This window comes from Micromonospora sp. NPDC052213 (assembly GCF_040679695.1).
Taxonomy (GTDB): domain Bacteria; phylum Actinomycetota; class Actinomycetes; order Mycobacteriales; family Micromonosporaceae; genus Micromonospora.
In genome coordinates this window covers 1-23,620 of the sequence record NZ_JBFAVI010000023.1, presented here as the reverse complement: position 1 = coordinate 23,620, position 23,620 = coordinate 1, and the positions used below count along the sequence as shown (strand labels likewise).

Sequence of the window (23,620 nt, the reverse complement as noted above, 5' to 3'; positions counted from 1 at the left end):
TCTCTGTGATGCGTAAAGATGGCGGTAGGGCATATAGATCAACGTTGTTCAACAGCGGTGAATGGCTGACACGTCACACAGTCGACGGCGGCCGACCGTGGTCCCGTCCATCGCGCTGGCGGGGGAACGGAGAAGCCCGTGGCGGGGGCGGGCCGGTCGATGCCCACCCCCGCCACGGCGTCACCCCCGCAGCAGCGGCAGCACCCGGCGGCCGAGCAGGTCGACACCGCCCGCCGGGGTCAGACCGTGCGGGGTGCCGAACTCCACCCGGGTGGCCCCGGCATCGAACACCGCCGCGGCCTGCGCCGCGACGTGTTCCGGGGTGCCGGAGAAGGCGAACAGGTCGAGCAGGTCCCCGCCGATCAGCGCGCCGGCGAGGTCGTGTTCCTGGCGGGCGACGTGCTGCTGGATCCGCGACAGCAGCTCCGGATCGATGTCGACGTTCGGGTCGAGGGCGGCGACCACGGCGAGGTACATGGCCACCTCCGTACGGGCCACCCGACGGGCCAGCGCGCCGTCCTCGTCCACCACGGTCACGGCGCCGAGCACCACGCCGACCTGGTCACCGGCCCGACCGGCGGGCGCGGCGTCGTCCAGCCAGGCCCGCATCGTCTTGGCCATCGCCGGGTTGGCCGAACCGCCAACCTTGATCTCCGAGGCGAACGCGGCGGCCGTCCGGGCGGTCTGCTGGCCCCACGTCCCCACCAGGACGGGCACGTCGGCGCGGACCGGGGCGTAGCGCAGGGCGGTACCGGGCGCCACGGTGAACTCCCGGCCCTGGAAGCCCCCGTCGCCGCGGGACAACAGCAGCCGGACCACGTCGACGGTTTCGGTGATCCGCCGCAGCGGCCGGGCCTGCGGCACCGCGATCTGATCCAGCCAGGTGCCCCGGGCCAGCCCGAGGTAGGCCCGCCCGTTCGACGCCAGGTCCAGCGCCGCGACCTGCCCGGCGATCTCCACCGGGTGCATGGTGAACGGGTTGAGGCAGGCCGACCCGAGCCGGATCCGTCGGGTGTGCCGCGCGGCCACCAGCAGCGGGAAGAACGGCGGCTGGTACATCAGGTCACCGAAGACCGACAGCACGTCGAAGCCGTGCCCTTCGGCGAGCTCGGCCAGCGCGGCGTACTCGTCGGCGCTCTTGTCGGACTGGAGTCCGATGCCGACCAGCCGGCGTCCTTCGTCGGTGCTCACGTGAGTTCTCCAGTCGGGATCTGTCGCCGGGCGGTCCGCTCGATCCGCAGGATGACCCGCTCGTCCGGATCCGGGCAGGCCACGTGGCAGTCCCGGGCCAGCCAGTCCTCCGGCGGCAACGGACGTTGCTTGGCCGGCAGCAGCGGCAGGCACGCCGCGAGGGCGTAGAGGCAGAAGTGCCGGCCGGTGGGGATGGTGAGCCGGCTCGACTCGGTCAGGTCGATGTGGTCGCCCGGCTGGAGGCCGCAGACGGAGCGGCCCTCGATCCGTTCCACCACGACCCGCAGGTCGTACAGGTCGGTGACCGGTTCCTCGGCGCTCATCGGAGGGCCTCGGCGTGGTGGTGCACGATCCGCCAGCCCCGCTCGTCGCGGCGCAGCACGTCCGTCACCCGGAAACAGTCGTCCGGCTGCCCGGTCGCGTACCGGGCCCGCAGGACGTAGCGGACCAGGCCCGTGTCCTCCCACGCCTCGGCCCGGAACTGCTCGGGGGCGACCGAGGTCGGGGGCGCGGCCGGTCCCCGGGCCGCCGCCCGGCGGTCCCGCAGGTCGTCCAGGGCGGCCAGACCGTCCAGCAGGTCGGGTGCGTCGGACTCCCAGATCGTCAGTTCGGGGTGCAGCCGGGCGTCGAACGCCGCCCGGTCGCCCAACGACCGGTACATGTCGGTGATGGCGGCGGTGAGATCGTCAACGGTCATCGGGGCTCGCTTCCGGTCGGGGCGGACGGGGGTGTCGGGGGTGGATCAGGAGAGCTCGGCGAGGCGGGCGCGCAGCGGATCGAGCCCCATCGGCCCGAGCCGCAGGGCACGCTGGTGGAACCGCTTGCGGTCGAACCCGGCTCCCTCGCGCCGTTCGACCTCCCGGCGGGCCTGCTGCCAGAGCCGCGCCCCGGCCTTGAAGGCCAACGCCTGCGCCGGCCAGCCGAGGTACCGGTCGACCTCGAACCGCGCGGTCGCCGGGGCCAGCCCGGCGACGCGGACCAGGAAGTCCACGGCCAGCTCGGGGGTCCACCGGCGCGCGTCGGTGAAGCCGGTCCCGGCCGGGATGGGCACGTCCAGGTGCAGGCCGAGGTCGATGACCACCCGGGCGGCGCGCCACATCTGCCCGTCGAGCATCCCGAGCCGCTCGGCGGGACCGGCGTAGAGGCCGAGCTCGTCGGCGAGGCGTTCGGCGTAGTGCGCCCAGCCCTCGGCGTACCCGTGCACCTGGCACAGCGACCGCTGCCACGGGTGCAGGTCGACGGTGGTGAGGGTGATCGCGTGCTGGAGGTGGTGCCCGGGCAGCCCCTCGTGGCAGAGCGTCCCGACGTGCCGCCACACCGGCACCGTCGACTCGCCGGGGGGCGTCGACCACCAGATCCCGCCCGGGCGCGTCAACCCGGCGTCGGGCGGGGTGTAGTACATGACCCCGGAGGCGGCGGGGCTGATCCGGCACACCACCCGGCGGGCGGCGGCCGGGATGTCGAAGTGCGGGCCGTCCAGGGCGTCGGTGAGCCGCTCGGTGCGCTCCCGCAGCCACTCCTCCAGGTCGGGCCCGACCGGCACCCGGCCGGCGGGGTCGGCGTCCAGCCCGGCCCGTGCGCCCGCCACGTCCGGGTACCCGAGCTCGGCGGCGACCGCGCGCTGCTCGGCGGCGGTCCGGGCCAGCTCCTCCCAGCCGTACGCGTACAGCTCGTCCAGGTCGACGGTCGCGCCGAGGAAGCTGCGCGCGGTGACGGCGTACAGGTCGCGGCCGACGCCGTCGACGTCGGTGGCCCGTGGCGCCAGCTCGGTACGCAGGAACGCGGCGAAGTCCGCCGTCGCGGCGGCGGCCGAGCGGGCCCCGGCGGCCAGCTCCCCGGCCAGCGGCCCGTCCGGACACCCGGCCACCAGCCGGCCGTAGAAGTCGTCGGAGGTGACCCAGGCGGTGCACTGGTCGGCGACCGCCAGCACCTGCCGGCGGGCGACCAGGTGCCCCCGCCGGGCCGACCAGCGCAGCGTCTCGGCGTACTGGCCGAGGGCCGTGGGCACCCGGCGCAGGTGCGCGGCGACGACCGCCCAGTCCTGCGCGGTGTTGCGGGGCAGGTTGTCGAAGACCTGCCGGACCAGGTGCACCGGCGTCGCCAGCGGGGCGAGCAGCCGGGTGGTGAAGCCCGCGTCGTAGAGGTCGACCTCGCTGGCCAGCCGGTCGATCAGCGCGCCGGCGAGGGCCCGCTGGGCCGTGCCGTCGACACCGGCGCCGTCCGCCGCCGTGGCGGTGCTGCGGGCCAGCTCCGCGCGGGCGGCGAAGCCGTCGGGGGAGAGGTCCGCGAAGTGCGAGTCGGGCGTACGACCCGCCGCCTCGGCGGCCTCCGGATCCAGCCCGGCGAGCACGTCGAGGTACCGGTCGGCGACCTCGGTGATCGTCGTCATCGGGCGACGCCGAGGCGGCCGTGGTCGTCGCGGTAGGAGACGCCACCCTTGAGCACCGTGTGCAGGGTGCGCAGCGCGGACACCGAGCGGGTGGGATCGTCGCGCAGGACCAGCAGGTCCGCGTGCTTGCCCACCTCGACGCTGCCGAGCGTGTCGGCCTGGCCCAGCCACTGCGCGGGGCGGATGGTGGCGGACTTCAGGGCGTCGGCGACGGGCATCCCGGCGTCCACCATGAACTCCAGCTCACGCACGGTCGCGGTCGTCTCGTCGTAGCCGGCGTGTGGCGGCATGTCGCTGCCCAGCGCGATCGGCACCCCGTTGCGGATGGCGTGCTGGAGGCTCTCCCAGTGCCGGGGCCCGGCGGCCAGGGCGCGGTCCATCAGCCAGCCCGGCACGCCGGAGTCGCGGAAGAACTGCTCGCAGCGGCTGACCACGATGGTCGGGACGTACCAGACGTCGCGTTCGGCCATCAGCCGGGTCACCTCGTCGGTCAGCTCGTAGCCGTGCTCGACGCAGTCCAGCCCGAGTTCCACGGCGCGGCGCACAGACTCGGCCGGGCCGGCGTGCGCGGTGACCTTGCGCCCCCAGTCGTGCGCCACCCGGATCACCGCCGCCAGCTCGTCGTCGAGCAGTTGGGGGGTGTCGATCGACTCGAACTCGCCGGCGATCCCACCGGAGATGCACACCTTGATCAGGTCGGCGCCGGCCCGGATCTGCTGCCGGGTGAGCCGGCGGAACCCGTCCGCCCCGTCGGCCTCCAGCGCGTCGGCCTCCCAGCCGTGCCCCCCGGTGCAGCAGAGGGCGTGCCCGGCGGTGAAGATCCGCGGGCCGTCCACCGCGCCGCGTTCGATCCCCTTGCGCAGGGCGAAGTCGGCGTACCGGCTCTCGCCGACGAGCCGGGCGGTGGTGACGCCGGAGTGCAGGGTCCGGCGCGCCGAGTCGGCCATCAGCAGCACCAGCTCGGCGAGGTTCGACCGGTGCACCTCGTCGCCGAAGTGGCCGGGCAGGCCGAGCGACAGGTGCACGTGCATGTTGGTCAGGCCCGGCATGACGTGGTCGCCGTGCAGGTCGACCACCCGGGCGCCGCCCGCCTCGGTGAGGACGTCGTCGACCGGCCCGACCGCGCGGATCGTGCCGTCGGCGCCGATCCAGATGCCGCTGTCGCGTTGGACGTCGTCCCGGACGCCGTCGTAGAGCGCGAGGTTGACCAGGACCTGTTCGGTGGGGATGCGCATGCGGTGTCCTCTACGCGGCGGGCACGGTGGTCTGCGCCACCGTGGGGTCGTTGAGCCAGCAGGCGGCGGTGCGGCCGCCGAGGTCGAGCGTGGGCGGCTGCTCGCCGCACGGCCCGAAGGCGTGCGGGCAACGCGGCCGGAAGCGGCACCCGACCGGCGCGTGTGCCGGGTCGGGCACCTCCCCGGCGAGCGTCCTGGGCAGCTGCGGGGAGAGTGCGATCTGCGGCACCGCGTCGATCAACGCCCGGCTGTACGGGTGCCGGGGCGAGGACCACAACTGACGGGTGGGCGCGGTCTCGACGATCCGGCCCAGGTACATCACCGCCGTGACGTCGGCGATCTCGTGCACCAGGGAGAGGTCGTGCGAGATGAACAGCATGCCCATGTCCAGGTCCCGGACCAGCCCGACGAGCAGGTTGACCACCTGCGCCTGCGACGACGCGTCCAGCGCGGTGACCGGCTCGTCCGCGATGATCATCCGGGGTTCCGGCGCCAGCGCCCGGGCGATGGCGAGCCGCTGCCGCTGGCCGCCGGAGAACTGGTGCGGGTACCGCTCTGCGGCCCCGGCCGGCATGCCGACCCGGTCCAGCAGGTCGGCGACCCTCGCCCGGCGGGCGGCGCCGGTCACCGTGTCCGGCACCCCGTCGAGGAGCTGGGCGCCGATGGTGCGCCGGGGGTTCAGCGACGCGTACGGATTCTGGAAGACCATCTGGAGCCCGACCTCCGACACCGGCCGGCGCCGCCAGCCGAGCGGGGTGATCGGGCGGCCGGCGAACCGGATCGTCCCGGCGCTCGGCGCGGCCAGCCCGACCGCCACCCGGGCCAGCGACGACTTGCCGCAGCCGGACTCGCCGACCAGGCCGACGATCTGGCCGGGCGCCACCTCCAGGCTCACCCCGGCCACGGCCCGGACCGGCCCCCGGCCGCGCGGCTTGTACTCCACCTCGACGTCGCTGATCTCGAGCAGGTTGCCCGACCCGACCGGCTCGTTCATGCCGCCACCTCCAGGTGCGGACGGACCACGCAGGCCACCGACCGGTCGGTGCCGGCGGGGGACAGCGGGGGAGGCGCGGTGCCGCAGGAGGGCTCGGCGTACCCGCACCGGGGTTGGAACGGACATCCGGGCGGCGCCTGCCCCGGCGTCGGCGGCCCGCCCGGGATGGGACGCAGCGTGCCGACGGCCTGGGTGCCGTGCGGGCGGGCGCCGAGCAGCGCGGCCGTGTACGGGTGGCGCGGCGCGGTGAGCAGCGCTCCGGTGGGGCCGGTCTCCACCACGCGCCCGGCGTAGAAGACGTACCCGCGGGTGGTGAGCGCGCTGAGCACCCCGAGGTCGTGGGTGATGAAGGCGACGGCCAGCCCGGTCTCGGCGCGCAACTGGTCCAGCAGCGCGAGGATGCCGGCCTGCACCGTCACGTCGAGCGCGGTGGTCGGCTCGTCGGCGATCAGCAGCCGGGGGCGGGCGGCGAGGGCGATCGCGATGGCCGCCCGCTGCCGCATGCCGCCGGAGAACTGGTGCGGGTACGCCCGCACCGCCCGCTGCGGGTCGGGGATGCGGACCTGGTCGAGCAGTTCCACCGCCCGCCGGTCCGCCGCCCGCCGGTCCAGGCCCAGGTGGACCTGCATGTGTTCGGTCAGTTGCCGGCCCACCGTGAGCATCGGGTGCAGCGCCGCGGTGGGGTCCTGGAAGACCATCGCGATGCCGGCGCCGCGCACCTTCTGCCAGCGCCTGGTGTCCAGGCTGAGCAGTTCGGTCCCGTCGAACCGGGCCGACCCGGTGACCTTGGCACCGGCGGGCAGCAGCCCGAGCAGGGTCTGCGCGGTGAGGCTCTTGCCGCACCCGCTCTCCCCCGCGATGCCGACCATCTCCCCCTCACCGACGGTGAACGACACGTCGTGCAGGATCGGCAGCGGCCCCGTGGGGCCGGGCAGGGTGACGGCCAGGGAGTCGACTTCGAGCAGCGGTCGCATTCTCAACGTCCCTTCGCGTAGCGGGGGTCGATCCGGTCGCGCAGCGCGTCGCCGAGCACGTTGAAGGCCATCACCACGGTGAGGATGGCCAGGCCGGGGAACACGCTGACCCACCACATGGAGAGGTCCTGCGAGCCGAGCGCCACCATCGAGCCCCACTCGGCCGCCGGCGGGCGGGGGCCGAGGCCGAGGAAGGACAGCGCGGACAGCAGCAGCACGGCGTTGCCGAGCTCCAGGGTGGCCAGCACGATCGCCGGCCCCACGCTGTTGGGCAGGACGTCGCGGCGCAGCGCGCGGACCGGCCCGATGCCGAGCAGCCGGGCGGCGCTGAGGTAGTCCTCGCCGCGCATGGTCAGCACGGCGCTGCGGATGACCCGGGCGTAGACGGGCCAGGAGACGATGACCAGCGCGAGGACGGCGTTGCGGGTGCTGGGCCCGAACGCGGCGGTCACCGCCATCGCCAGGATGATCTGCGGGAACGCGAAGACCAGGTCCGTCAGGCGCATCAGCGCCTCGTCGACGAACCGTCCCACGTAGCCGGCGACCAGGCCGAGCAGGCCGCCGATCAGCAGGGCGAGCGAGACGATGGCGAGCGCGAGCGGGATCGACAGGCGGGAGCCGTGGATCACCCGGCTGAACACGTCCCGGCCGAGGGAGTCGGTGCCGAACCAGTGCGTGCCCGACGGCGGGGCATACGCGTCCGGGCTCTGTGCCAACGGGTCGTACGGCGCGACGACCGGGGCGAACAGCGCCATCAACAGCCACCCGCCGAGGATGACCAGGGCCGCCACGGCGATCGGCTGCCGCCAGACAGGCCGCCCGGTGGAGCGACCGCGCAGCCGGCCCAGGAACCGGCGCCGAGCCAGCGCGTCGGTCGCCTTCGGGTCGGGCGCTACGGGGTCGGGTGCGAGTGTGGTCATGACAGCCGGATCCTCGGGTCGATGAGCCCGTACAGCAGGTCGACGGCGAGGTTGACCAGCGTGTAGACCAGCGCCACGAACAGGCTGACGCCGAGGATCGCGGGCAGGTCCAGCGCCGTCGCGCTGCGGTACGCGTACTGGCCGAGGCCCGGCCAGCCGAAGATGTTCTCCACCAGCACCGTGCCGGAGAGCAGCGAGGCGAAGGCCAGACCGGAGACGGTGATCACCGGGACCAGCCCGGCCCGCAACAGGTGCCGGCGGAACACCACCCGGGCGGGCAGGCCCTTGGCGTACGCGGCCCGGATGTAGTCCTGCTGGAGCACCTCCAGCATGGACGAGCGGACGAACCGGACCAGCATCGCCACGGTCAGGCTGGTCAGCACGAGCACCGGCAGGACCAGGTGCTGGGCGGCGTCCCAGGCGACGTCCCACTGACCGGCGAGGGCGGCGTCGACGGTGTACATCCCGGTCACCGTCGGCGGCGGGCTGAAGTCGGTGGAGAGCCGGCCGCCGCTGGGCGCCAGGCCGAGCTGGTAGAAGAACACGTAGAGCACGACGAGCGACAGCCAGAACGGCGGGGTGGACAGGCCGAGCAGCGCGCCGACGCGGATCAGCTGGTCGGTGATCCGGCCGTTGCGGACGGCGGCGAGCATGCCGATCCCGGTGCCGATCAGCAGCGCCAGCACCATGGTGGGGATGGCCAGTTCCATGGTCGCCGGCACGTACTGCAACAGGTCGTCGGTCACGGTGCGGCCGGTCTGCTGGGAGATGCCGAGGTCGCCCGTCAGCAGGTTGCCCAGGTACTGGAGGTACTGCACGTACAGCGGCTGGTCCAGGCCCCACTTCTCGCGGAACGCCGCGACCGTCGCGGGGTCGTTGAGCGCCTGGTCGGAGAGGTTGGCCGTGACCGGGTCGCCGGGTACCACGGTGACCAGGCCGAACGTCACGATCGTGACGCCCAGCAGCAGTCCTGCCGTGATCGCCACCCGCTTGGCCAGGAACACCAGCAGCGACCGGTGCGGCCGGGGCCGGGACGCGGTCGTGGTGACCGCGCCCGGCTCGGCGTCGTCGACTGTCGTCGTCATGAGATGGTTACTCCCGGCCGACGGCGGCCAGGTCGACCTGCCAACCGGCGGCGGTGTAGTCCGTGCCGGTCAGGTCGCCGCTCGCCACCACGGTGGAGGAGTTGCTGGCCAGGACGACGTACGGCGAGGCGGCGTTCATCGCCCGCTGCCACTCCTGCATGGCGGTGGCCCGGGCGGCCAGGTCGAGGGTCTCAGTGACCTTCTTGCCGGCGGCCACGACGGCCGGGTCGGCCCGCTCCACCGTCCAGCCCGAGCGCAGCGCGGTGGCCTGGCCGGGGGACATGTTGTTGATCAGCGAGTCGGCGACCGGGTAGTTGAGGCTCTGCGGGGTGAACCCGAGCGCCATCTTGCCCGTACGCATCTCGTCGAGGAACGTGGTCAGCGGCTGCGGGGTCAGCTCCAGCTTGATGCCGGCCTCGGCGGCGTCGCCCTGCACTTTGGTCGCCACCGTGCCCAGGTCGACGCCCTTGTACGTGATGGCCGGGTAGTTGAACTTGACGGTGGGGTTGGTCAGCCCCGCCTCGGCGAGCAACGCCTTGGCCTTCGCCACGTCACGCTTCGACTCCTCGCCGGCGGGCAGCGCACCCGGGTAGGCCGGGGCCACCAGCCCGGCGCCGGGGGCGGCGCCCTTGCCGTACAGCCCGGCGATTCCCTGGTAGTCGATGGAGGCCCGCAGCGCCTGGTTGAACTTCGCGTTCGAGGTGACCCCGGAGACGGCCGGGTCGGCGTTGAGGAAGAGGAAGTAGACGGTGTCCTGCATGGCGGAGGTCTTGAGCGTGTCCGGCAGCCCCTCCAGCAGCTTGCCGGAGATGTCCAGCGCGATCTCGGAGCCGCCGGCCCGCTGCATGGTCAGCTTCTGGGTCTGCACGTCCATGTTGCGCAGCACGACCCGGCCGAACTCTGGCTTGGCGCCCCAGTAGTTGGGGTTGGCCTCCAGCACCACCTGCGCCGACGGGTCGTACGACTTCAGCACGTACGGGCCGCTGCCGATGGAGTTCTTGTCGAGGTACTGCTGGGCGGTGTCGGTCTTCGCGGCGTCCGCGGCGTCCGTCGCGCCGTTCTCCTTGGCGACCTTGGAGTTGACCACGCCGGTCGAGGGCATCGCGAGGACCACGGGGATGTTCGGGTCGGCGGTCGCCGAGGTGACCACCACGGTCCGCTCGTCGGTCTTGGCGACCGTGAGGCCGCTGACCATGACTGCCGGGCTGGCCTTGACGTTCTTGAGCCGGTTGAGGGAGAAGACCACGTCGTCGGCGGTCAGCGGGCTGCCGTCGGAGAACTTCACCCCCTCGCGGAGCTTGAAGGTGAAGGTCTTCGCGTCGGCGGAGGCCTCGTACGACTCGGCCAGCGCCGGGACGGGCTTGCTGACGTCCGAGCCCTTGAAGGTCAGCAGGGTGTCGTAGAGGGAGTGCACGGCGGTGAGGCCGGTCGCCTCGTAGATCCGGCCGGGGTCGAGCGTCTTGAGGACGAACGAGGTGTTGACGGTGAGGGTCTTGGCCGAACCACCGTTACCGTTTCCTCCGCTGCCACCCGCGCTGCACGCGGTGCTGGAGGCTGTGACCAGCGCCGCCAGAGCGATTGCTCCGACGCGGAGCCGGCGAGGGGACACCGACATGCTGTTCCTACCTTCGAATGGGCCGGCCCGCGCGGGACGGGCTCTGGGGTTGTCGCGCCGACGTCGCCGGTGACGCCGAGGTCGGGGGCCGGTGCCAACCGATGGCGGCTCGCGGGGCTTCGCCCGTAGACCGTCATGAGGTTGGATGTATCCGGACGGCACTCCTGTCCGGTTCGTGCCCCGACGTCGCTTGTCTAGTTACGCCAAACACGTTCGCCTTGTGTTTGACCATGCTAGACAGGGGCGTATAGTTGCGTCAAACATTTCTAGCCAGACTGTTTTGGAACGAGGAAGAACGCATGCTCGGTGACCAGCTCCGCGACCTGCGCCAGCAGCACTCCCTCACGCTGCGCCAGCTCGCGGCCGCGGCCGACGTCTCGCCCGCCCTGCTCAGCCAGATCGAGAACGGCGCCACAGACCCCAGCCTGGCCACCCTGCGTAAGCTCGCCAAGGTCTTCGACACCTCCATCGCGGCGCTGTTCTCCGAGCCGGACGCGCCGCTGGTGCACATCAGCCGGCCCGGCTCGCGGACCCGGCTCGCCGCTCCCCCCGGGCAGATCGCCTACGACCGGCTCACCCCCGGGCGGGGCGACCTGGAGGTGCTCGAAGCCGAGCTGGCGCCCGGCGACTCCAGCTCCGGCGAGCCGTGGGCGCACCCCTCGACCGAGTGCGCGATCGCCGTCACCGGCGAGGTCGTCGCCGAGATCGGTGGCGAGAAGTACGTGCTGAGCACCGGCGAGGCGATCACCTTCGACTCCCGGCTGCCCCACCTCTACCGCAACGCCAGCGACCAGCGGGCCCGGCTCATCATCGCGGTCACCCCGCCCACCCCCTGACCCACCCGGCACGTCACCCGGCCCGCGTCGCGCACGCGGGCGGTACGACGCCGCCCGTCGAAAGGACCCCGCAGTGGACCGCGACAGCGTCGACTGGTTCGGCTACCTGCCGGCCGTCACCACCCCGTTCACCGCCACCGGCGAGCTGGACCTCGCCGCCTGGCGCGTCCAACTGGACTGGCTCGCCGCCGAGCGGCTGCACGGGATCATCGTCGGGGGCACCACGGGCGAATGGTTCAGCCTCACCGAACAGGAACGCGCCGCGCTGTTCCGGACGGCCGCCGAACGGGTCGGCGACCGCCTCACGGTGCTCGGCGGCTGCAACGCGTACACGCCGGCGGAGGCGATCCGGCACGCCGAGGCCGCCCGGGACGCCGGCCTGCACGGCATCCTGCTCACCCCGCCGCCGTACGTGGTGCCCACCCGGTCGGAGATCGTGGCCTTCTACCGGACCGTCTCCGAGGCGGTCGACCTGCCGCTCTGCGTCTACAACTGGCCCCGTGGCACCGGCGTCGACCTGGACGCCGACCTGCTGTCGGAGCTGAGCGGGCTGGACACCGTGGTGGCGGTCAAGAACTCCACCCCGGACTTCGGCGGATTCGTCCGTAGCCTCGTCGCCCTGCGCCACCGCGTGCGCTACTTCGGCATTCCCACCAACGAGGTCGGCATCGAGCTGATGACCACGATCGGTGGCGACGGGCTGATGGGAGCCGGCGCCGTGCTCGGCGCCGACCACCCCGACTTCTTCCGCGCCCTGCGCGCCGGGGACCTCGACCGGGCCCGGGTCCTCGGCGCCCGCGACCGGGTGATCATGGAGGACTGGTTCGGGCCGGACTACGGCGCCCGGTTCGGCAACGCGCAGGCGATCATGAAGTACGCGCTCACCCTGCGCGGCGTACCGGCCGGTCACGTCCGCGCGCCGCTGCTCCCGCTGACCCCCGCCGAACAGGACCGCGTCCGGGCCACCATGACCCAGCTCGACCTGCTCCCATGACTTCGTACGACACGGCGGTCATCGGCGGCGGTCTGCTCGGCTGCGCGACCGCCTGGCACCTGGCCCGCGCCGGCAACCGGGTCCTGCTCGTCGAGAAGGACCAGGTCAACCGGCACGCCTCCGGGCAGAACGCGGGCAGCCTGCACTTCCAGCTGGAGTTCCGGATGGTCGAGCACGGCGACGACGGGGCCCGCGCGGCGGCCCGCGCGCTCCCGCTGCACCTGGACGCCATGCGGGCCTGGGCCACCGTCGAGGACGAGCTCGGTGAGCGATGCGGGGTGTCCCGCACCGGCGGGCTGATGCTCGCCGAGACCCCGGCGGAGATCGCCGTGCTGGACCGGAAGGCCGCCCTGGAACGCGAGTACGGCCTCGACGTCGCCGTGCTCTCCGGCCCGGAGCTGCGCCGGTTCGCGCCGTACCTGGCGGACACCGTGCTCGCCGCCGGTCACGTGCCCGGCGAGGGCAAGGCCAACCCCCGGCTGGTCACCCCGGCGCTGGCCCGGGCCGCCGGCCGGTACGGCGCCGTGCTGCGTACCGGCTGCCGGGTCACCGGGCTGCACCGGCGCGGCCGGCACTGGGAACTGCGCACCGTGACCGGGCCCGGGGACACCGCCGGGGAGACCCACCTGACCGACACGGTGGTACTCGCCGGCGGGGTCTGGACCGCCGAACTGGCCTCGATGGCCGACGTCCGGCTGCCGGTCTTCCCGGTCGGGCTGACGATGAGCGCCACCGCCCGCAGCCGGCCGTTCCTGCCGCACCTGATCCAGCACGTCGGCCGGCGGCTGTCGATGAAGCAGACCGAGGACGGCAACGTGCTGATCGGCGGCGGATGGCCGGCCAAGCTGGTCAGCCGGGCTGGACAGGTCGACCTGGAGACCAACCCGGAGTTGCGGTACGAGTCGCTGGTCGGCAACGCCGACGCCGCCCGGGTGGTCCCGGCGGTGTTCGACCTGCCGGTGATCCGGACGTGGACAGGCATGACCACGCTCACCCCGGACCACCTGCCGTTGCTCGGCGCGATCCCGCGCCGGCCCGGACTGTTCGTCGCCACCGGCGGCTCAGCCTTCACCCTCGGCCTCACCTACGCCCGGCTCCTCGCCGGCATGGTCGTGACCGGCGAGACCGACCGGTCGATCGAGGACTACTCACCCTCCCGCTTCGGAGCGCTGAACTTTGTCTGAACACCGCCCGTCGAACCCTCCGGACACGCCGAGGCGCACCCCGATGGGCCGACCCGAGCCGGTCACCATCGAGGTGGACGGGCGGACCCTTCCCGCCCACCCGGGCGAGTCGCTGGCCACCGCGTTGCTCGCCGCCGGTGAACGGTCCGTCGGCACCACGCGCGGCGGTGCCCGCCGGGCGCCCTACTGCAACATGGGGATCTGCTTCGAGTGCGTCGTGACGGTGGACGACGTGCCCTGCCAACGTTCCTGCCTGATCCGGGTGCGGGCCGGCATGCGGGTCCGCACGGCGGTGCCCCGGTGAGCGCGCCCGACGTGGTGGTGGTCGGCGCCGGCCCAGCCGGGCTGGCCGCCGCCGCCACCCTCGGCCGGCACGGCGCCGCCGTCACCGTCGTCGACGAGCAGGAGCAGCCGGGCGGGCAGATCTACCGCCAACCGCCGGCCGGGTTCACCCCGCCGGCCGGATCGTCCTCCGCCGGTCGGGCGCTCCTGGCCGAGGCCACCGCCGCTCCCGGCGTCCGGTGGCTCGCCGACACCACGGTGTGGGGCGTCCTCGGCACCCGGGCCGGCCTCGACGGGTACGCCGGCGACCAGCCCCCGCCGGGCCGCTACCGGGTCGCCACGCACGGTCCGGCCGGGGTCCGCCTGCTCGAACCCCGGGCGGTGCTGCTCACCGCCGGCGCGTACGACCTGCCGGTGCCGTTTCCGGGCTGGACCCTGCCGGGAGTGCTCACGGCGGGCGGTGTGCAGACGTTCGTCAAGGCACAGGGCCTGCTGCCGGGCGGCCGGTTCGTCCTGGCCGGGGGCCACCCGCTGCTGCTGGTCGTGGCCGCCCAACTGGTTCGGGCCGGCGCCCGGGTGGTCGAGGTCGCGCTGATCCAGCGCCGCCGCGACCTCCTGCCCGGACCGGCCGGGCTGGCCGCCGTGGCGGGCGCGGGAGGCAAGATCGCCGAGGGTGTCGATGCGCTGCGCGTCCTACACCGGGCGGGCGTGCCCGTCCGGTTCGGCACGGTGGTCCGCCGCGCCGCCGGCGACCCGGACCTGACCACGGTGACCCTCGCCGAGGTCGGCCCCACGGGGCTGCCGGTTCCCGGGACCGACCGGGACGTCCCCTGCGACGTGCTGGCGCTGGGGTACGGCTTCGTCCCCTCCGTCGAGCTGGCCCGGCAGGCCGGTTGCGCGGTGACCTGGGATTCCCCCGCAGGCGGCTGGGTGGTCCGGCACGACGAGTGGCTGCGGACCTCGGTGCCTCAGATCGCGGTGGCCGGCGAGCTGACCGGCGTCGCGGGTGCCGAGCAGGCGGAGGTCGAGGGCCGGCTCGCCGCCCTCGGCGTGCTGCGCGACCTGGGGCTGCTCGACGAGCACCGGGCCGTCACGCTGGCCCGCCCGGTCCGCCGGGAGCTGCGCCGCCGGCGACGCTTCGTCACGCAGGTGCTCGACCGGTTCGCGCCGGACCGGGCGGCCCTGGGCAGCCTGGTCACCGACGACACCGTGCTCTGCCGGTGCGAGGAGGTGCGGGCCGGCGACGTGCGCCGCGCGCTGCGGGCCAATCCGCACCTCGGCACCGCGAACGCCGTGAAGCTGGTGACCCGCGCCGGGATGGGCCTGTGCCAGGGGCGGTCCTGCCAGCCGGGCCTCTGCCAGCTCATCTCCACCCTGACCGGCCGGGGGCCGGAACAGGTCGGCGCGTTCACCGCCCAGGCGCCGGTCAAGCCCGTCCCGCTGCGCGCCCTCGCGGTCGGCGACGAACCGCCCGCCGCGGACTGACCGAGGATCAGCCCAAGCCGAGGGACTGTAAAACGAAGGTGTAACTCCTGATCAAGGAGCAGCACCTGATGACGGATGTCGTGATCACCGAGGTCGGTACTGACCAGGTGGCGAAGCGTGGACCGGCGCGGCCGGTGGGAGACGGAGTCGACGATCAGCTCGTCGCCGAGGTGGTGGAACAGGCCCGTGCGGCGGGTCTGCAGCTCACTGGCGAGGGCGGGCTGCTGCAGCAGCTGACCAATCGGGTCCTGGAAGCCGCTCTCGACGGTGAGATCGGCCCGGTGCAGATCGAGGTGCCCCGCGACCGCGACGGCACGTTCGAACCACAGATCGTGCGGAAGCGTCTTGAACGCGGCGGCATGCAGGCAGCTTGACCTCAGGAGAGGGCAGCGCGTTGCGTCGATGGGCGCGGATGTCGAGACGGGCTGTGCTGAAGCTGGATCAGGGACCCTCCAGCCAGTGCCACATCCCTACGCGTACGGGAACGCCGGCAGACGCGTGGAGGACGGGGGCGCCGACCGGCGCAGGCAGTCCCGCCCCCGCCAGCAGGTCCTGGTCCAGCCGCAGCAACTCGACCTGGCACAGCGGCCAATCGGGGTGTTCCGCCTCGGCGGCGGCAACCCTGCCGGCGATGACCGTGAACAGGCGGTACCGGGCGGTGAGGAAATGGGCCAACTCGTCGCGCTCCGTCTCGCTCAGCGGCGGGCCCAGCCGCACCTCGACGTCACATCGCAGCCCGCGAGGGCCGGGCCAACGGCGCTCACAGCGATAGGCGACCTGGTTGCCGGTGACCCGTACCGCCATGTTCGCCCAGTAGTACGGCAACCCGTAGCTGGCTCGGGCAGCGAGGACCGCAGGCAGGCGGGCCGCATCCAGCGACAGGAACCAGATCCCCGGCCGGCCCCGCCGGTCCTGGACGTACGTCCGGACGTTGGTCTCGGGAAAGCTCGACAAGCCCGGTACGGCCGGTAGCGCTGGGGCCCGCACCCCTTGCATCAGGAACGGCGTCAACCCGACCCAGGCTGATCCGTCGAAGGTCTCCACCGCCAGCCCCGGCGGCAGCATCGGCTGCAGCACCGAGGGAGGGCAGCGCCAGTGGAGAAACGTTATCCAGCTCCACCGGTGATACATCACCGGTCGTGCCACCCTCGGCGACGGCGGAGCCTTCATCAGCCTTCCCTCCCACCGTTGGTCATAGTCGATGTGGCATCGCGGGGCGGACCCGCACCGTCTGGCCCGCCCGTCGCTGCAGCGACTCAACGATCCCCGATGCTCAGCCGGGGCTCCCTGCGCCGGCCCCTGCGCCTGTGGACCGGCCGACTGGGGCTGCTCCGGGACCGCGGACGCGTCATGAACGGCGGTGGCTCCCACGGACTGGGCTGCCTGCTTCACGGGCGCACGCAGATTGTCCCGCATCTGGTGGCGGACCTGGCTGGTTGCCCGCAACCCGGTCGAACGCCACGATCAGCGTCGCCGGGTCGTACACCCGCCGTGGCCACCTACGTTCAGGCCGCGCTGCCCCACACCGACTACACCGAGAGCGGCAAGCTCGACTGCGGACGAATGTACCTTTCCTGCCGACCCACTGTGGGTGCCCCCGGCAAAAGGCGTGACGTTTTCAGTGTTAGCGGACCGGGTTTTCCAGTTGTGATCGGATCTGACGGAAGTCGTCGGCTCGGCTCTGCGCTGCGGGGAATCCGTTGAAGGTCACCAGCGCGATGGTGTGATTGTCGGCCCAGCCGCAGGCTTCGACGTGTATGCCCTTGTCTTGGCCGGTGCCGCAGCGGGCTTCGCCGCCGAGCGGGCCAGGCGCGGTGGGGGCGACCGTGGTGAGGTGGGTCAGGTTGGCGAAGGTGGCGTCGAGTGCGGCCCCGGGGTCGCTGACAGTGCCGGACACTGCGCTGATGAGGACGGTGCTGCCTCCGGCTGGTCGGTGCCAGCCGCGCTCCGGCGAGTACTCGCCTTCCCAGGTGACGTAGGCGGTGCCGATGGCGCTGGCCGGTTCACCGTTGAGCAGCTTCTTGAGGTTTCCCATGTTCTGCTTGGCGGTCTCGAGCAGTGATCGGTCTACCGATTCGGGCCAGCGGTCCAGCAGCCGTTTCGGCTTGTCCAGTCGCACGGCAGTGGTGGTGGGGGACAGGGCCGGCTGCGCCTCCGGCTTGCGGGTTTCGCCGGGTCGTGTGCATCCGGTCGCGGTGAGCAGCCCGGTCAGGAGCACGACCACGACGCCAGTCAGCCGCCTGCGGGCGCCGTTCGCTCTTGTACTCGTCATACCGCGCATCCCGTCTCCGTCTCGGCCGGCAGCACCGTACACCAGATGATCGTCGCGTTGGCTTCGGTGCATGCAGAAGTAGGGGTGTTCGCGGTCTCTCAACCTGGTCGAATGAACTCATCATTGACACCGCCGGCAGGGTGCAGAACCAGATCGCCCGACGGGTACGCGCCGCGGGCCGCCGGCTCGACGACCTCGAACGTGCCGCCGTCGCGTCACCACCCGAACCGCTGCGGTTCCGCGCGACCGCGCTCGCCACCGCCACCGCCGACGGGACCCTCGTCAGCCTGCGTCACGTGCGGATACCCGGCCGGCTCAGCCTCGACCGTCTCGACGTCGCCGCCGCCGACCGGCTGTTGGTCACCGGCGCCAACGGTGCGGGCAAGTCCACGCTCCTCGCCGTCCTCGCCGGTCGGCTGGACCTGGCCGGTCACGTCCGGCGCCGCCCCGACCTGCGCATCGGCGTTCTGACCCAGGACACGGTGTTCGACCGGCCCGAGCGTACCGCCGAGGAGGTCTACGCCGACGTCCTGGGCCGTGTGCGCGCCGACGCCGTACCGCTGGACGACCTCCGTCTGCTCACCGCCCGCGACGCGCGCCGGCCGGTCGGCGATCTGTCGGTCGGCCAGCGACGCCGGCTCGCCCTGGCCCTGTTGGTGGCCGACCCACCCGACCTGCTGCTGCTCGACGAGCCCACCAACCACCTCTCGCCCCGACTCTGCGACGAGCTGGAGGACGCCCTCGGCGGCAGCCCCGGCGCCGTCGTGGTCGCCAGCCATGACCGGTGGTTGCGCTCCAGGTGGCACGGACGCGAGATCCATCTACGCGGCACCTGAACGTGTGCCCACCTTCCTGGCATGCCGCCGACCCACCGTCATCGGCGACGCGGCGTGATCAGCCCCGACTCGTACGCCCATACGACCAGCTGGGCACGGTCGCGGCAGTGCAGCTTCGTCATCGCCCGGTTGACGTGTGTCTTGGCGGTCAACGGACTGATCACCATGCGCTCGGCGATCTCGTCGTTGCTCAGCCCCCGGGCGACGAGCTCGACGATCTCCTGTTCGCGGGCGGTCAGCACGTCGCGTCCGGCCGCCGGGTCAGCCGGCGGTGGGCTGGCGACGAACTCGCTGATGAGGGTACGCGTGACCGCCGGGGCGAGCAGCGCGTCGCCGCGAGCCACGACGGCGACGGCCTGCAGCAGGTCGGCGGGGTCGGCGTCCTTCAGGAGGAACCCGCTGGCGCCCGCGCGGAGCGCGGCGAAGACGTACGAGTCGAGCCCGTAGTTGGTGAGGATGAGGACGCGGACGGCGGCGAGGTCGGGATCGGCGGCGATACGCCGGGTGGCTTCGATTCCGTCGAGTCCCGGCATCTGCACGTCCATCAGGATGACGTCCGGCCGCAGGCGTCGCGACAACTGGACGGCCGAAGCGCCGTCGGCGGCCTCGCCGACGACCTCCAGGTCGTCCTCGGCGTCGAGCAGTGCCCGGAATCCGGCCCGCATCAGCGCCTGGTCGTCGGCGAGCAGGACACGGATCATGCCGGCTCCTCCCTCCGGTCGGGAGCCGCCACGATCCGTGGCGGGCTGCACTGGTGGGACCTCGCGCAAGCGCTCGGTCATGCCGGACCGTCCAGCGGGAACGTGGCCCGTACCGCGAACCCGCCGCCGTCGCGGGCGGCGGTGTGCAGCGCGCCGCCCAGTCCGGCGACCCGTTCCCGCATGCCGCGCAGCCCCACCCCCGGTGTCACCGGCCGGACCGGCGACGCCCGGCCGTCGTCGTCCACCGAGACGGTCAGCTGTGTCGGGGTGTACTCGATGTGGATCTGGGCGGTGGCGGGGCCGGCGTGGCGGGCCACATTGGTCAGCGCCTCCTGGACCACGCGATACCCGGCCTGGTCGACCTCGACGGGCAGATCCCGCGGCTGACCGGTGACGGTCACCTGCACCGGTACGCCGGCCGCCCGGGTCCGTTCGGCGAGCTCGCCCACCCGGGCCAGTCCGACGCGGTCCCCGTCGGAGGGTGAGCGCAGCACGTCCAGCGTCGACCGAAGTTCCCGCATCGCGGCGCCGCTGGCCTCCTGGATCGCCAGCAGCGCGGCTGACGGTTCCTCGTTGTGCTTGCGGGCCAGGTGCACGGCGATCCCGGCCTGCACCTTGATCACGGAGATGCTGTGGGTCAGCGAGTCGTGCAGGTCCCGGGCGATGCGCAGGCGCTCCTCCCCGGCGCGGCGCAACGCCATCTCCTCGCGGGTGCGTTCGGCTTCGATCGCCCGCTGCTCGACCTGTTCCAGGTAGGCCCGGCGCTGCCGCGCGACGAGTCCGGCGACGTTGGCCGCGAAGAACCAGCCCAGCAGCAGGGCGGTCCGCTCGGCGATCTGCTGGCTGGGCCGGTCGGTGGGTGCGACCGAGACGTCGCGGGTCAGGAAGCCGCCGAGGAAGACGAGGCTGGCCAGGGCAGCGGCCGCCCGGTGGCCCCGCCAGGCGGCCAGGTAGACCGTGCCGAGGACGGGGAACGCGGCGGACACCCCGGCGTGCACCCGGACGTGGAGGGCCAGCATGGCGGCGGTCACCACGCTCAACGCCACCACCGGGTAGCGCCGGCACACCGCCAGGGCCGCCGCCATGACCAGGACCAGGGCGACGTCGATCGCCCGCACCGGTGCGGCGTCCGGCGCGAGCGCGGCGTTGCCGAGCAGGAGGCCGCCGAGGGTGAGGCCGCTGAGGGCGTACGGCAGATCGCGGCGCATGATCGAACTGTAGAGCGGCCGTCATCAGGGAGCATCCCCCACCCGCGGTAGATGAGGCGTACCGCGGACGCGGTATCGGCGGCCGGGCAAGTGCCTGCGGCGGCACGATGTCTTCCCGGCCCGCCGCGGCAAGCATCGAACCCATGACATACCGCTTCTTCACCCCCGCGAAGGCATCGGCGGCGACCGGTCTCACCGCGGAGGTCTACCGGCAGCTGCGGGACGAGTTCCTCGGTCCGGTGCCCACCTTCCAGGCGCTCTCGGCCGTGCCGGAGGTGCAGGCCGCGACGTGGGCGCTGATGCGCGAGGCCCTGCTCGCCGGGGACACGTCCCGGGTCGACCGCGAGCTCGTCGCGTCGGCGGTGTCCCGGGCCAACCGCTGCCGGTTCTGCGTCGACGCCCACGTGCTGCTGCTGCACGCCCTGGGTGAGCACGAGCTGGCCGAGGTCATCGCCCGGGGCGGGACGCCACCGGAACCGAGGCACGTCGAGCTCGTCGGCTGGGCCGAGGCCAGCCGGAGCCCTCGGGCCACCGGCTGGACCAGCCCGTACCGCCCGGAGTTCACCGGCACCCTGCTCGCCTTCCAGTTCATCAACCGGATCGTCTCGGCGCTGCTCGACCCGGACCTGCTGCCCGGCGGACTGCAGCGCTCCCCGCTGGTGCGCTCGGTCGGGGGCCGGCTCTACGCCAGGGCGGCCCGGGAGCCGAAGGAGCCCGGCCGCAGCCTGCCGCTACTCGACGCCGGCACGACGACGCCACCGGCCTGGGCCGGGGACAGCCCGGTCGGCGTCGCGTACGCGTCGCTGAAGAACGCCGCCACGCGAGGCGGAGACCTCCTGGGCGACGTGGCGCGCCAGACCGTCACGGCCACCGTGCGGTGGGAGGACGGACGACACCCGGCCCGGCCCGCGGACTGGGCCGTCGACCTGGTCCGGGACGTGCCCGGCACGGACCGCATCGGGACGCGGATCGCGCTGCTGGCGGCGTTCGCGCCCAGCGCGATCAGCCCGGGCGACGTCGCCCTCTGGCGGCTCTCCCATCCGGACGACGCCGACCTCGTGCGGCTGGTCGCGTACGGCGCGATCACGGCCACCGATCACGTCGCCCAGGCACTGTCCCCGGCTCACCGCTAGGAGCTCACCATGCGCAAGGCCTTCGTCATCGTCACCGCTCTGTCGCTCGCCGCGTTCGCCCTGCAGTTCATCTTCGCCGCCGTGGGCGCGTTCACGAAACCCGCGGGCGACGACGCATTCGCGCTGCACAGCGTCACCGGAACGGCGGTCATCCCCGTTCTCACCCTGCTCACCATCCTGTTCGCCGCGCTGGCGAAGGCGCCGGGCCGGACCGTCGGACTGGCGGTCCTGCCGCTCGGCCTCGTCGTCCTGCAGGCGCTCATCGCCGCGCTCGCGAACGGGTCGACCGACGCCGCGGGCGTCAGCACCCCGTTCGGCCTGACCATCGCCGGCCTGCACGCGCTCAACGGCATCATCGCCGTGCACGTCGTGGTCAGCGTCCACCAGGCGGCTCGAAAGCTGGCCAACCCGGCACCGGCCGGCGCCGCCCCGGTGGCCGTCCGGGAAGGGGAGCCCGCATGACCACCGGCTCGCTGCTCGCGGCCGACCTGGTGATCGCGGTCCTCGCGGCCGCCGGGTGGCTGGGCGGCGGCGCCGCGTCGGCCGCCCGGCGCCGGCCGCTCGCACTGGGACTGGCCGCCTTCGCGCTGCTCGCCACGCTCGCCCGGGCGATCACGATCACCGCGCTCGCCCGCGCCGGCTGGTGGTTCGCGGCGGAGAAGGTCCTCATCGCCGCCCCACTGTCCCTCGCGGGGGTGGCCGTCGCCGGGCCCCGGCTGCTGCGTGCCCCGGGCGACATCCGCTCCGTCGCGGTCCCGCTTCTCTTCGCCGGGTACGCCGGAAGCGCCGGCCTGCTCGTGACGGTCCTGCACGGCTATCCGGCATCGGCGGGAGTCGGACTGCTGGCGGTCGCCGGGGTCGTCGCGGCGACCGCGATCACGTGGCGCGTCCTCGGCGCACGCCCGTCGCCGACGGTGTCCCGGGCGGCCCTCGCGGTGGCGGTCGCGGCGCTGGTGACCGGAACCGGGCTGGCCGTCACTCCGGACGCCGCTCCCGGTACGCCACATGATCATGGATACCGGGATGCGCGGACCGCCGGCGAACCGACCAGACGGTTCACCCTGACGGCCGGGGCCGCCACGGTGAACGTGAGCGGCCGGGACGTCGAGGCGTGGGCGTTCAACGGGCAGGTTCCCGGGCCGGACCTGACCGCCACCGTCGGCGACGTCCTGGAAGTGACGCTGCGCAACCGGGACATCGCGCGGGGGGTCACGCTGCACTGGCACGGGTACGACGTGCCGAACAGTCAGGACGGGGTGCCCGGGGTGACGCAGGCGGCGGTGCTGCCCGGACAGGAGTTCGTCTACCGGTTCCGCGCCGACCAGGTCGGGACGTACTGGTACCACACGCACGCGGTATCCGACATCGGCGTGCGGAAGGGGCTCTACGGCGTCCTGGTGGTGCGCCCGGCGCCGGTGACCGGCGTCGACGTCACCGTGCCGGTGCACACCCTTTCCGGCCTTCCACTGCCCGCACCGAGAACGGAGCCGGTCGAGGCGGGGGTGCCCCTGCGGCTGCGGCTGATCAACACCGACAGCACGACACACCGATACGCCCTGGCCGGGACCCCGTTCCGGGTCGCCGCGATCGACGGATCCGACCTGCAGGGCCCGACGCCGCTCGTCGACACCGCCGTGCTGATCCCGGCCGGGGGACGCTACGACCTGGTGTTCACCGCACCCGCCACGCCGGTGGCGCTGTTCGTCGACGGACGCGAGGTCTACTCGACCGGACCGGTGTCGGCGGCGACCGGCCGGTGGCCGGTGCTGGATCCGCTCACCTACGGCGTCAGTTCTCCGGCGCCGTGGTCCCGGAACGACCGGGAGTTCACCCTCGTTCTCGACCGCGGCCTCGACCTGCACGGACTGCTACCGCGATACGCCCACACCGTCAACGGCGCGGCCGATCCGGACATCCCGTCTCAGGTTGTACGCCTCGGCGACATCGTCAAGTTCACGATCGTGAACCGGTCCCAGATCGTGCACCCGTGGCACCTGCACGGGCACCACGTCCTGGTGTTGAGCCGCAACGGAAGACCGGCGACCGGGAGCCCCTTGTGGCTCGACTCTTTCGACGTACGCCCCGGCGACGTCTGGGAGGTGGCGTTCCGGGCCGACAACCCCGGAATGTGGGCCAACCACTGCCACAACCTGGCACACGCCGACGCCGGGATGACGCTGCACCTGATGTACTCGTGATCCGGTCGCCGCGATCGTGCCGTCCCAGGCGGCACGATCACGGCGCAGACCAGGGCCGACCCGACCGGTCCGGCAGCTGGTCGATACC

General features: G+C 73.1%; 23 protein-coding genes and 1 pseudogene. 10 read left to right on the top strand and 14 right to left on the bottom strand.

The window, feature by feature from the left end; translation table 11 throughout:
- Positions 1-180: 180 nt before the first annotated feature.
- Genes AB0L34_RS08880 through AB0L34_RS08835 form a run of 10 tightly spaced genes read right to left on the bottom strand, consistent with a single transcriptional unit; the run spans position 181 to position 10,403 of the window.
- Positions 181-1,191, bottom strand: coding sequence for an LLM class flavin-dependent oxidoreductase (locus tag AB0L34_RS08880; protein WP_363703179.1), 1,011 nt, complete (start codon positions 1,189-1,191; stop codon positions 181-183).
- On the bottom strand, positions 1,188-1,514 hold the full coding sequence (locus tag AB0L34_RS08875; RefSeq protein ID WP_091105867.1) for a TIGR04076 family protein: 327 nt from the start codon (positions 1,512-1,514) through the stop codon (positions 1,188-1,190). The genes AB0L34_RS08880 and AB0L34_RS08875 overlap by 4 nt, the downstream gene beginning before the upstream one ends.
- Entirely contained in the window at positions 1,511-1,888 is a 378-nt protein-coding gene (locus tag AB0L34_RS08870; protein ID WP_357462273.1) for a nuclear transport factor 2 family protein, read from the bottom strand. The genes AB0L34_RS08875 and AB0L34_RS08870 overlap by 4 nt, the downstream gene beginning before the upstream one ends.
- A gap of 45 nt (positions 1,889-1,933) precedes the next feature.
- Positions 1,934-3,580 carry a DUF885 domain-containing protein gene (locus AB0L34_RS08865; protein ID WP_363703176.1) on the bottom strand — a complete coding sequence of 549 codons (1,647 nt, stop codon included), beginning with the start codon at positions 3,578-3,580 and terminating at the stop codon, positions 1,934-1,936.
- The gene (locus tag AB0L34_RS08860) at positions 3,577-4,815 is read right to left on the bottom strand and encodes an amidohydrolase family protein (RefSeq protein ID WP_363703174.1); all 1,239 of its coding nucleotides are present in this window, start codon (positions 4,813-4,815) and stop codon (positions 3,577-3,579) included. Before AB0L34_RS08860 ends, AB0L34_RS08865 begins: the two co-directional genes overlap by 4 nt.
- A gap of 10 nt (positions 4,816-4,825) precedes the next feature.
- Positions 4,826-5,809 (bottom strand): ABC transporter ATP-binding protein, encoded by a 984-nt coding sequence (locus AB0L34_RS08855; RefSeq protein WP_363703172.1) that lies wholly within the window; start codon positions 5,807-5,809, stop codon positions 4,826-4,828.
- A complete protein-coding gene (locus tag AB0L34_RS08850) occupies positions 5,806-6,783 on the bottom strand; it encodes an ABC transporter ATP-binding protein (RefSeq protein ID WP_357462284.1) in 978 nt (325 codons plus the stop codon). The genes AB0L34_RS08855 and AB0L34_RS08850 overlap by 4 nt, the downstream gene beginning before the upstream one ends.
- A gap of 2 nt (positions 6,784-6,785) precedes the next feature.
- Positions 6,786-7,703 (bottom strand): ABC transporter permease, encoded by a 918-nt coding sequence (locus AB0L34_RS08845; protein WP_363703170.1) that lies wholly within the window; start codon positions 7,701-7,703, stop codon positions 6,786-6,788.
- Positions 7,700-8,788 (bottom strand): ABC transporter permease, encoded by a 1,089-nt coding sequence (locus tag AB0L34_RS08840; protein ID WP_357462287.1) that lies wholly within the window; start codon positions 8,786-8,788, stop codon positions 7,700-7,702. Before AB0L34_RS08840 ends, AB0L34_RS08845 begins: the two co-directional genes overlap by 4 nt.
- A 7-nt stretch (positions 8,789-8,795) precedes the next feature.
- Positions 8,796-10,403 carry an ABC transporter substrate-binding protein gene (locus AB0L34_RS08835; protein ID WP_363703168.1) on the bottom strand — a complete coding sequence of 536 codons (1,608 nt, stop codon included), beginning with the start codon at positions 10,401-10,403 and terminating at the stop codon, positions 8,796-8,798.
- Positions 10,404-10,702: 299 nt separating this feature from the next.
- On the opposite strand from AB0L34_RS08835, the gene AB0L34_RS08830 reads away from it, so the two are divergent.
- The 6 genes and pseudogenes from AB0L34_RS08830 to AB0L34_RS08805 all read left to right on the top strand — a co-directional run.
- Complete coding sequence (locus AB0L34_RS08830; RefSeq protein ID WP_357462292.1) at positions 10,703-11,239, top strand: helix-turn-helix domain-containing protein; 537 nt, start codon at positions 10,703-10,705, stop codon at positions 11,237-11,239.
- 73 nt (positions 11,240-11,312) lie between these two features.
- Positions 11,313-12,233: a dihydrodipicolinate synthase family protein gene (locus tag AB0L34_RS08825; RefSeq protein WP_357462295.1), complete on the top strand. Its 921-nt coding sequence runs from the start codon at positions 11,313-11,315 to the stop codon at positions 12,231-12,233.
- Positions 12,230-13,417, top strand: coding sequence for an FAD-dependent oxidoreductase (locus AB0L34_RS08820; RefSeq protein ID WP_357462297.1), 1,188 nt, complete (start codon positions 12,230-12,232; stop codon positions 13,415-13,417). Before AB0L34_RS08825 ends, AB0L34_RS08820 begins: the two co-directional genes overlap by 4 nt.
- 43 nt (positions 13,418-13,460) lie before the next feature.
- Positions 13,461-13,721, top strand: coding sequence for a (2Fe-2S)-binding protein (locus tag AB0L34_RS08815; RefSeq protein WP_363703165.1), 261 nt, complete (start codon positions 13,461-13,463; stop codon positions 13,719-13,721).
- Positions 13,718-15,184: an NAD(P)/FAD-dependent oxidoreductase gene (locus AB0L34_RS08810; protein WP_357462302.1), complete on the top strand. Its 1,467-nt coding sequence runs from the start codon at positions 13,718-13,720 to the stop codon at positions 15,182-15,184. Before AB0L34_RS08815 ends, AB0L34_RS08810 begins: the two co-directional genes overlap by 4 nt.
- 68 nt (positions 15,185-15,252) lie before the next feature.
- Positions 15,253-15,528: pseudogene (locus AB0L34_RS08805) on the top strand (transposase); the annotation flags it as partial.
- A 97-nt stretch (positions 15,529-15,625) separates the two neighbouring features.
- On the opposite strand, the gene AB0L34_RS08800 reads toward AB0L34_RS08805, so the two are convergent.
- The gene (locus tag AB0L34_RS08800; RefSeq protein WP_363703223.1) at positions 15,626-16,315 is read right to left on the bottom strand and encodes a DUF2071 domain-containing protein; all 690 of its coding nucleotides are present in this window, start codon (positions 16,313-16,315) and stop codon (positions 15,626-15,628) included.
- Between the two features lie 493 nt (positions 16,316-16,808).
- Positions 16,809-17,408 carry a hypothetical protein gene (locus AB0L34_RS08795; protein ID WP_363703161.1) on the bottom strand — a complete coding sequence of 200 codons (600 nt, stop codon included), beginning with the start codon at positions 17,406-17,408 and terminating at the stop codon, positions 16,809-16,811.
- Between the two features lie 188 nt (positions 17,409-17,596).
- On the opposite strand from AB0L34_RS08795, the gene AB0L34_RS08790 reads away from it, so the two are divergent.
- The gene (locus tag AB0L34_RS08790) at positions 17,597-18,292 is read left to right on the top strand and encodes an ATP-binding cassette domain-containing protein (RefSeq protein ID WP_363703159.1); all 696 of its coding nucleotides are present in this window, start codon (positions 17,597-17,599) and stop codon (positions 18,290-18,292) included.
- Positions 18,293-18,330: 38 nt separating this feature from the next.
- Here the strand turns inward: AB0L34_RS08790 and AB0L34_RS08785 are convergent, their stop codons facing one another.
- Positions 18,331-18,993 (bottom strand): response regulator transcription factor, encoded by a 663-nt coding sequence (locus tag AB0L34_RS08785; protein ID WP_363703157.1) that lies wholly within the window; start codon positions 18,991-18,993, stop codon positions 18,331-18,333.
- Between the two features lie 77 nt (positions 18,994-19,070).
- On the bottom strand, positions 19,071-20,201 hold the full coding sequence (locus AB0L34_RS08780) for a sensor histidine kinase (RefSeq protein ID WP_363703155.1): 1,131 nt from the start codon (positions 20,199-20,201) through the stop codon (positions 19,071-19,073).
- Positions 20,202-20,344: 143 nt separating this feature from the next.
- Between AB0L34_RS08780 and AB0L34_RS08775 the strand changes: the two genes are divergently transcribed.
- The 3 genes from AB0L34_RS08775 to AB0L34_RS08765 are packed head-to-tail and all read left to right on the top strand — an operon-like array spanning position 20,345 to position 23,532.
- Complete coding sequence (locus AB0L34_RS08775; protein WP_363703153.1) at positions 20,345-21,334, top strand: carboxymuconolactone decarboxylase family protein; 990 nt, start codon at positions 20,345-20,347, stop codon at positions 21,332-21,334.
- A 9-nt stretch (positions 21,335-21,343) separates the two neighbouring features.
- A complete protein-coding gene (locus AB0L34_RS08770) occupies positions 21,344-21,796 on the top strand; it encodes a DUF6220 domain-containing protein (RefSeq protein WP_363703151.1) in 453 nt (150 codons plus the stop codon).
- Positions 21,793-23,532 carry a multicopper oxidase family protein gene (locus AB0L34_RS08765; protein WP_363703149.1) on the top strand — a complete coding sequence of 580 codons (1,740 nt, stop codon included), beginning with the start codon at positions 21,793-21,795 and terminating at the stop codon, positions 23,530-23,532. The genes AB0L34_RS08770 and AB0L34_RS08765 overlap by 4 nt, the downstream gene beginning before the upstream one ends.
- The last annotated feature ends 88 nt before the right edge of the window (positions 23,533-23,620 follow it).

Excerpts from the sequence above, each read along its gene's own strand:
- AB0L34_RS08850 (WP_357462284.1), bottom strand. The coding sequence starts at position 6,783 with ATGCGACCGCTGCTCGAAGTCGACTCCCTGGCCGTCACCCTGCCCGGC.
- AB0L34_RS08820 (WP_357462297.1), top strand. The coding sequence starts at position 12,230 with ATGACTTCGTACGACACGGCGGTCATCGGCGGCGGTCTGCTCGGCTGC.
- AB0L34_RS08775 (WP_363703153.1), top strand. The coding sequence starts at position 20,345 with ATGACATACCGCTTCTTCACCCCCGCGAAGGCATCGGCGGCGACCGGT.
- AB0L34_RS08865 (WP_363703176.1), bottom strand. The coding sequence starts at position 3,580 with ATGACGACGATCACCGAGGTCGCCGACCGGTACCTCGACGTGCTCGCC.
- AB0L34_RS08875 (WP_091105867.1), bottom strand. The coding sequence starts at position 1,514 with ATGAGCGCCGAGGAACCGGTCACCGACCTGTACGACCTGCGGGTCGTG.
- AB0L34_RS08855 (WP_363703172.1), bottom strand. The coding sequence starts at position 5,809 with ATGAACGAGCCGGTCGGGTCGGGCAACCTGCTCGAGATCAGCGACGTC.
- AB0L34_RS08860 (WP_363703174.1), bottom strand. The coding sequence starts at position 4,815 with ATGCGCATCCCCACCGAACAGGTCCTGGTCAACCTCGCGCTCTACGAC.
- AB0L34_RS08815 (WP_363703165.1), top strand. The coding sequence starts at position 13,461 with ATGGGCCGACCCGAGCCGGTCACCATCGAGGTGGACGGGCGGACCCTT.
- AB0L34_RS08780 (WP_363703155.1), bottom strand. The coding sequence starts at position 20,201 with ATGCGCCGCGATCTGCCGTACGCCCTCAGCGGCCTCACCCTCGGCGGC.
- AB0L34_RS08800 (WP_363703223.1), bottom strand. The coding sequence starts at position 16,315 with ATGTATCACCGGTGGAGCTGGATAACGTTTCTCCACTGGCGCTGCCCT.
- AB0L34_RS08765 (WP_363703149.1), top strand. The coding sequence starts at position 21,793 with ATGACCACCGGCTCGCTGCTCGCGGCCGACCTGGTGATCGCGGTCCTC.
- AB0L34_RS08785 (WP_363703157.1), bottom strand. The coding sequence starts at position 18,993 with ATGATCCGTGTCCTGCTCGCCGACGACCAGGCGCTGATGCGGGCCGGA.
- AB0L34_RS08830 (WP_357462292.1), top strand. The coding sequence starts at position 10,703 with ATGCTCGGTGACCAGCTCCGCGACCTGCGCCAGCAGCACTCCCTCACG.
- AB0L34_RS08870 (WP_357462273.1), bottom strand. The coding sequence starts at position 1,888 with ATGACCGTTGACGATCTCACCGCCGCCATCACCGACATGTACCGGTCG.
- AB0L34_RS08835 (WP_363703168.1), bottom strand. The coding sequence starts at position 10,403 with ATGTCGGTGTCCCCTCGCCGGCTCCGCGTCGGAGCAATCGCTCTGGCG.
- AB0L34_RS08845 (WP_363703170.1), bottom strand. The coding sequence starts at position 7,703 with ATGACCACACTCGCACCCGACCCCGTAGCGCCCGACCCGAAGGCGACC.
- AB0L34_RS08770 (WP_363703151.1), top strand. The coding sequence starts at position 21,344 with ATGCGCAAGGCCTTCGTCATCGTCACCGCTCTGTCGCTCGCCGCGTTC.
- AB0L34_RS08840 (WP_357462287.1), bottom strand. The coding sequence starts at position 8,788 with ATGACGACGACAGTCGACGACGCCGAGCCGGGCGCGGTCACCACGACC.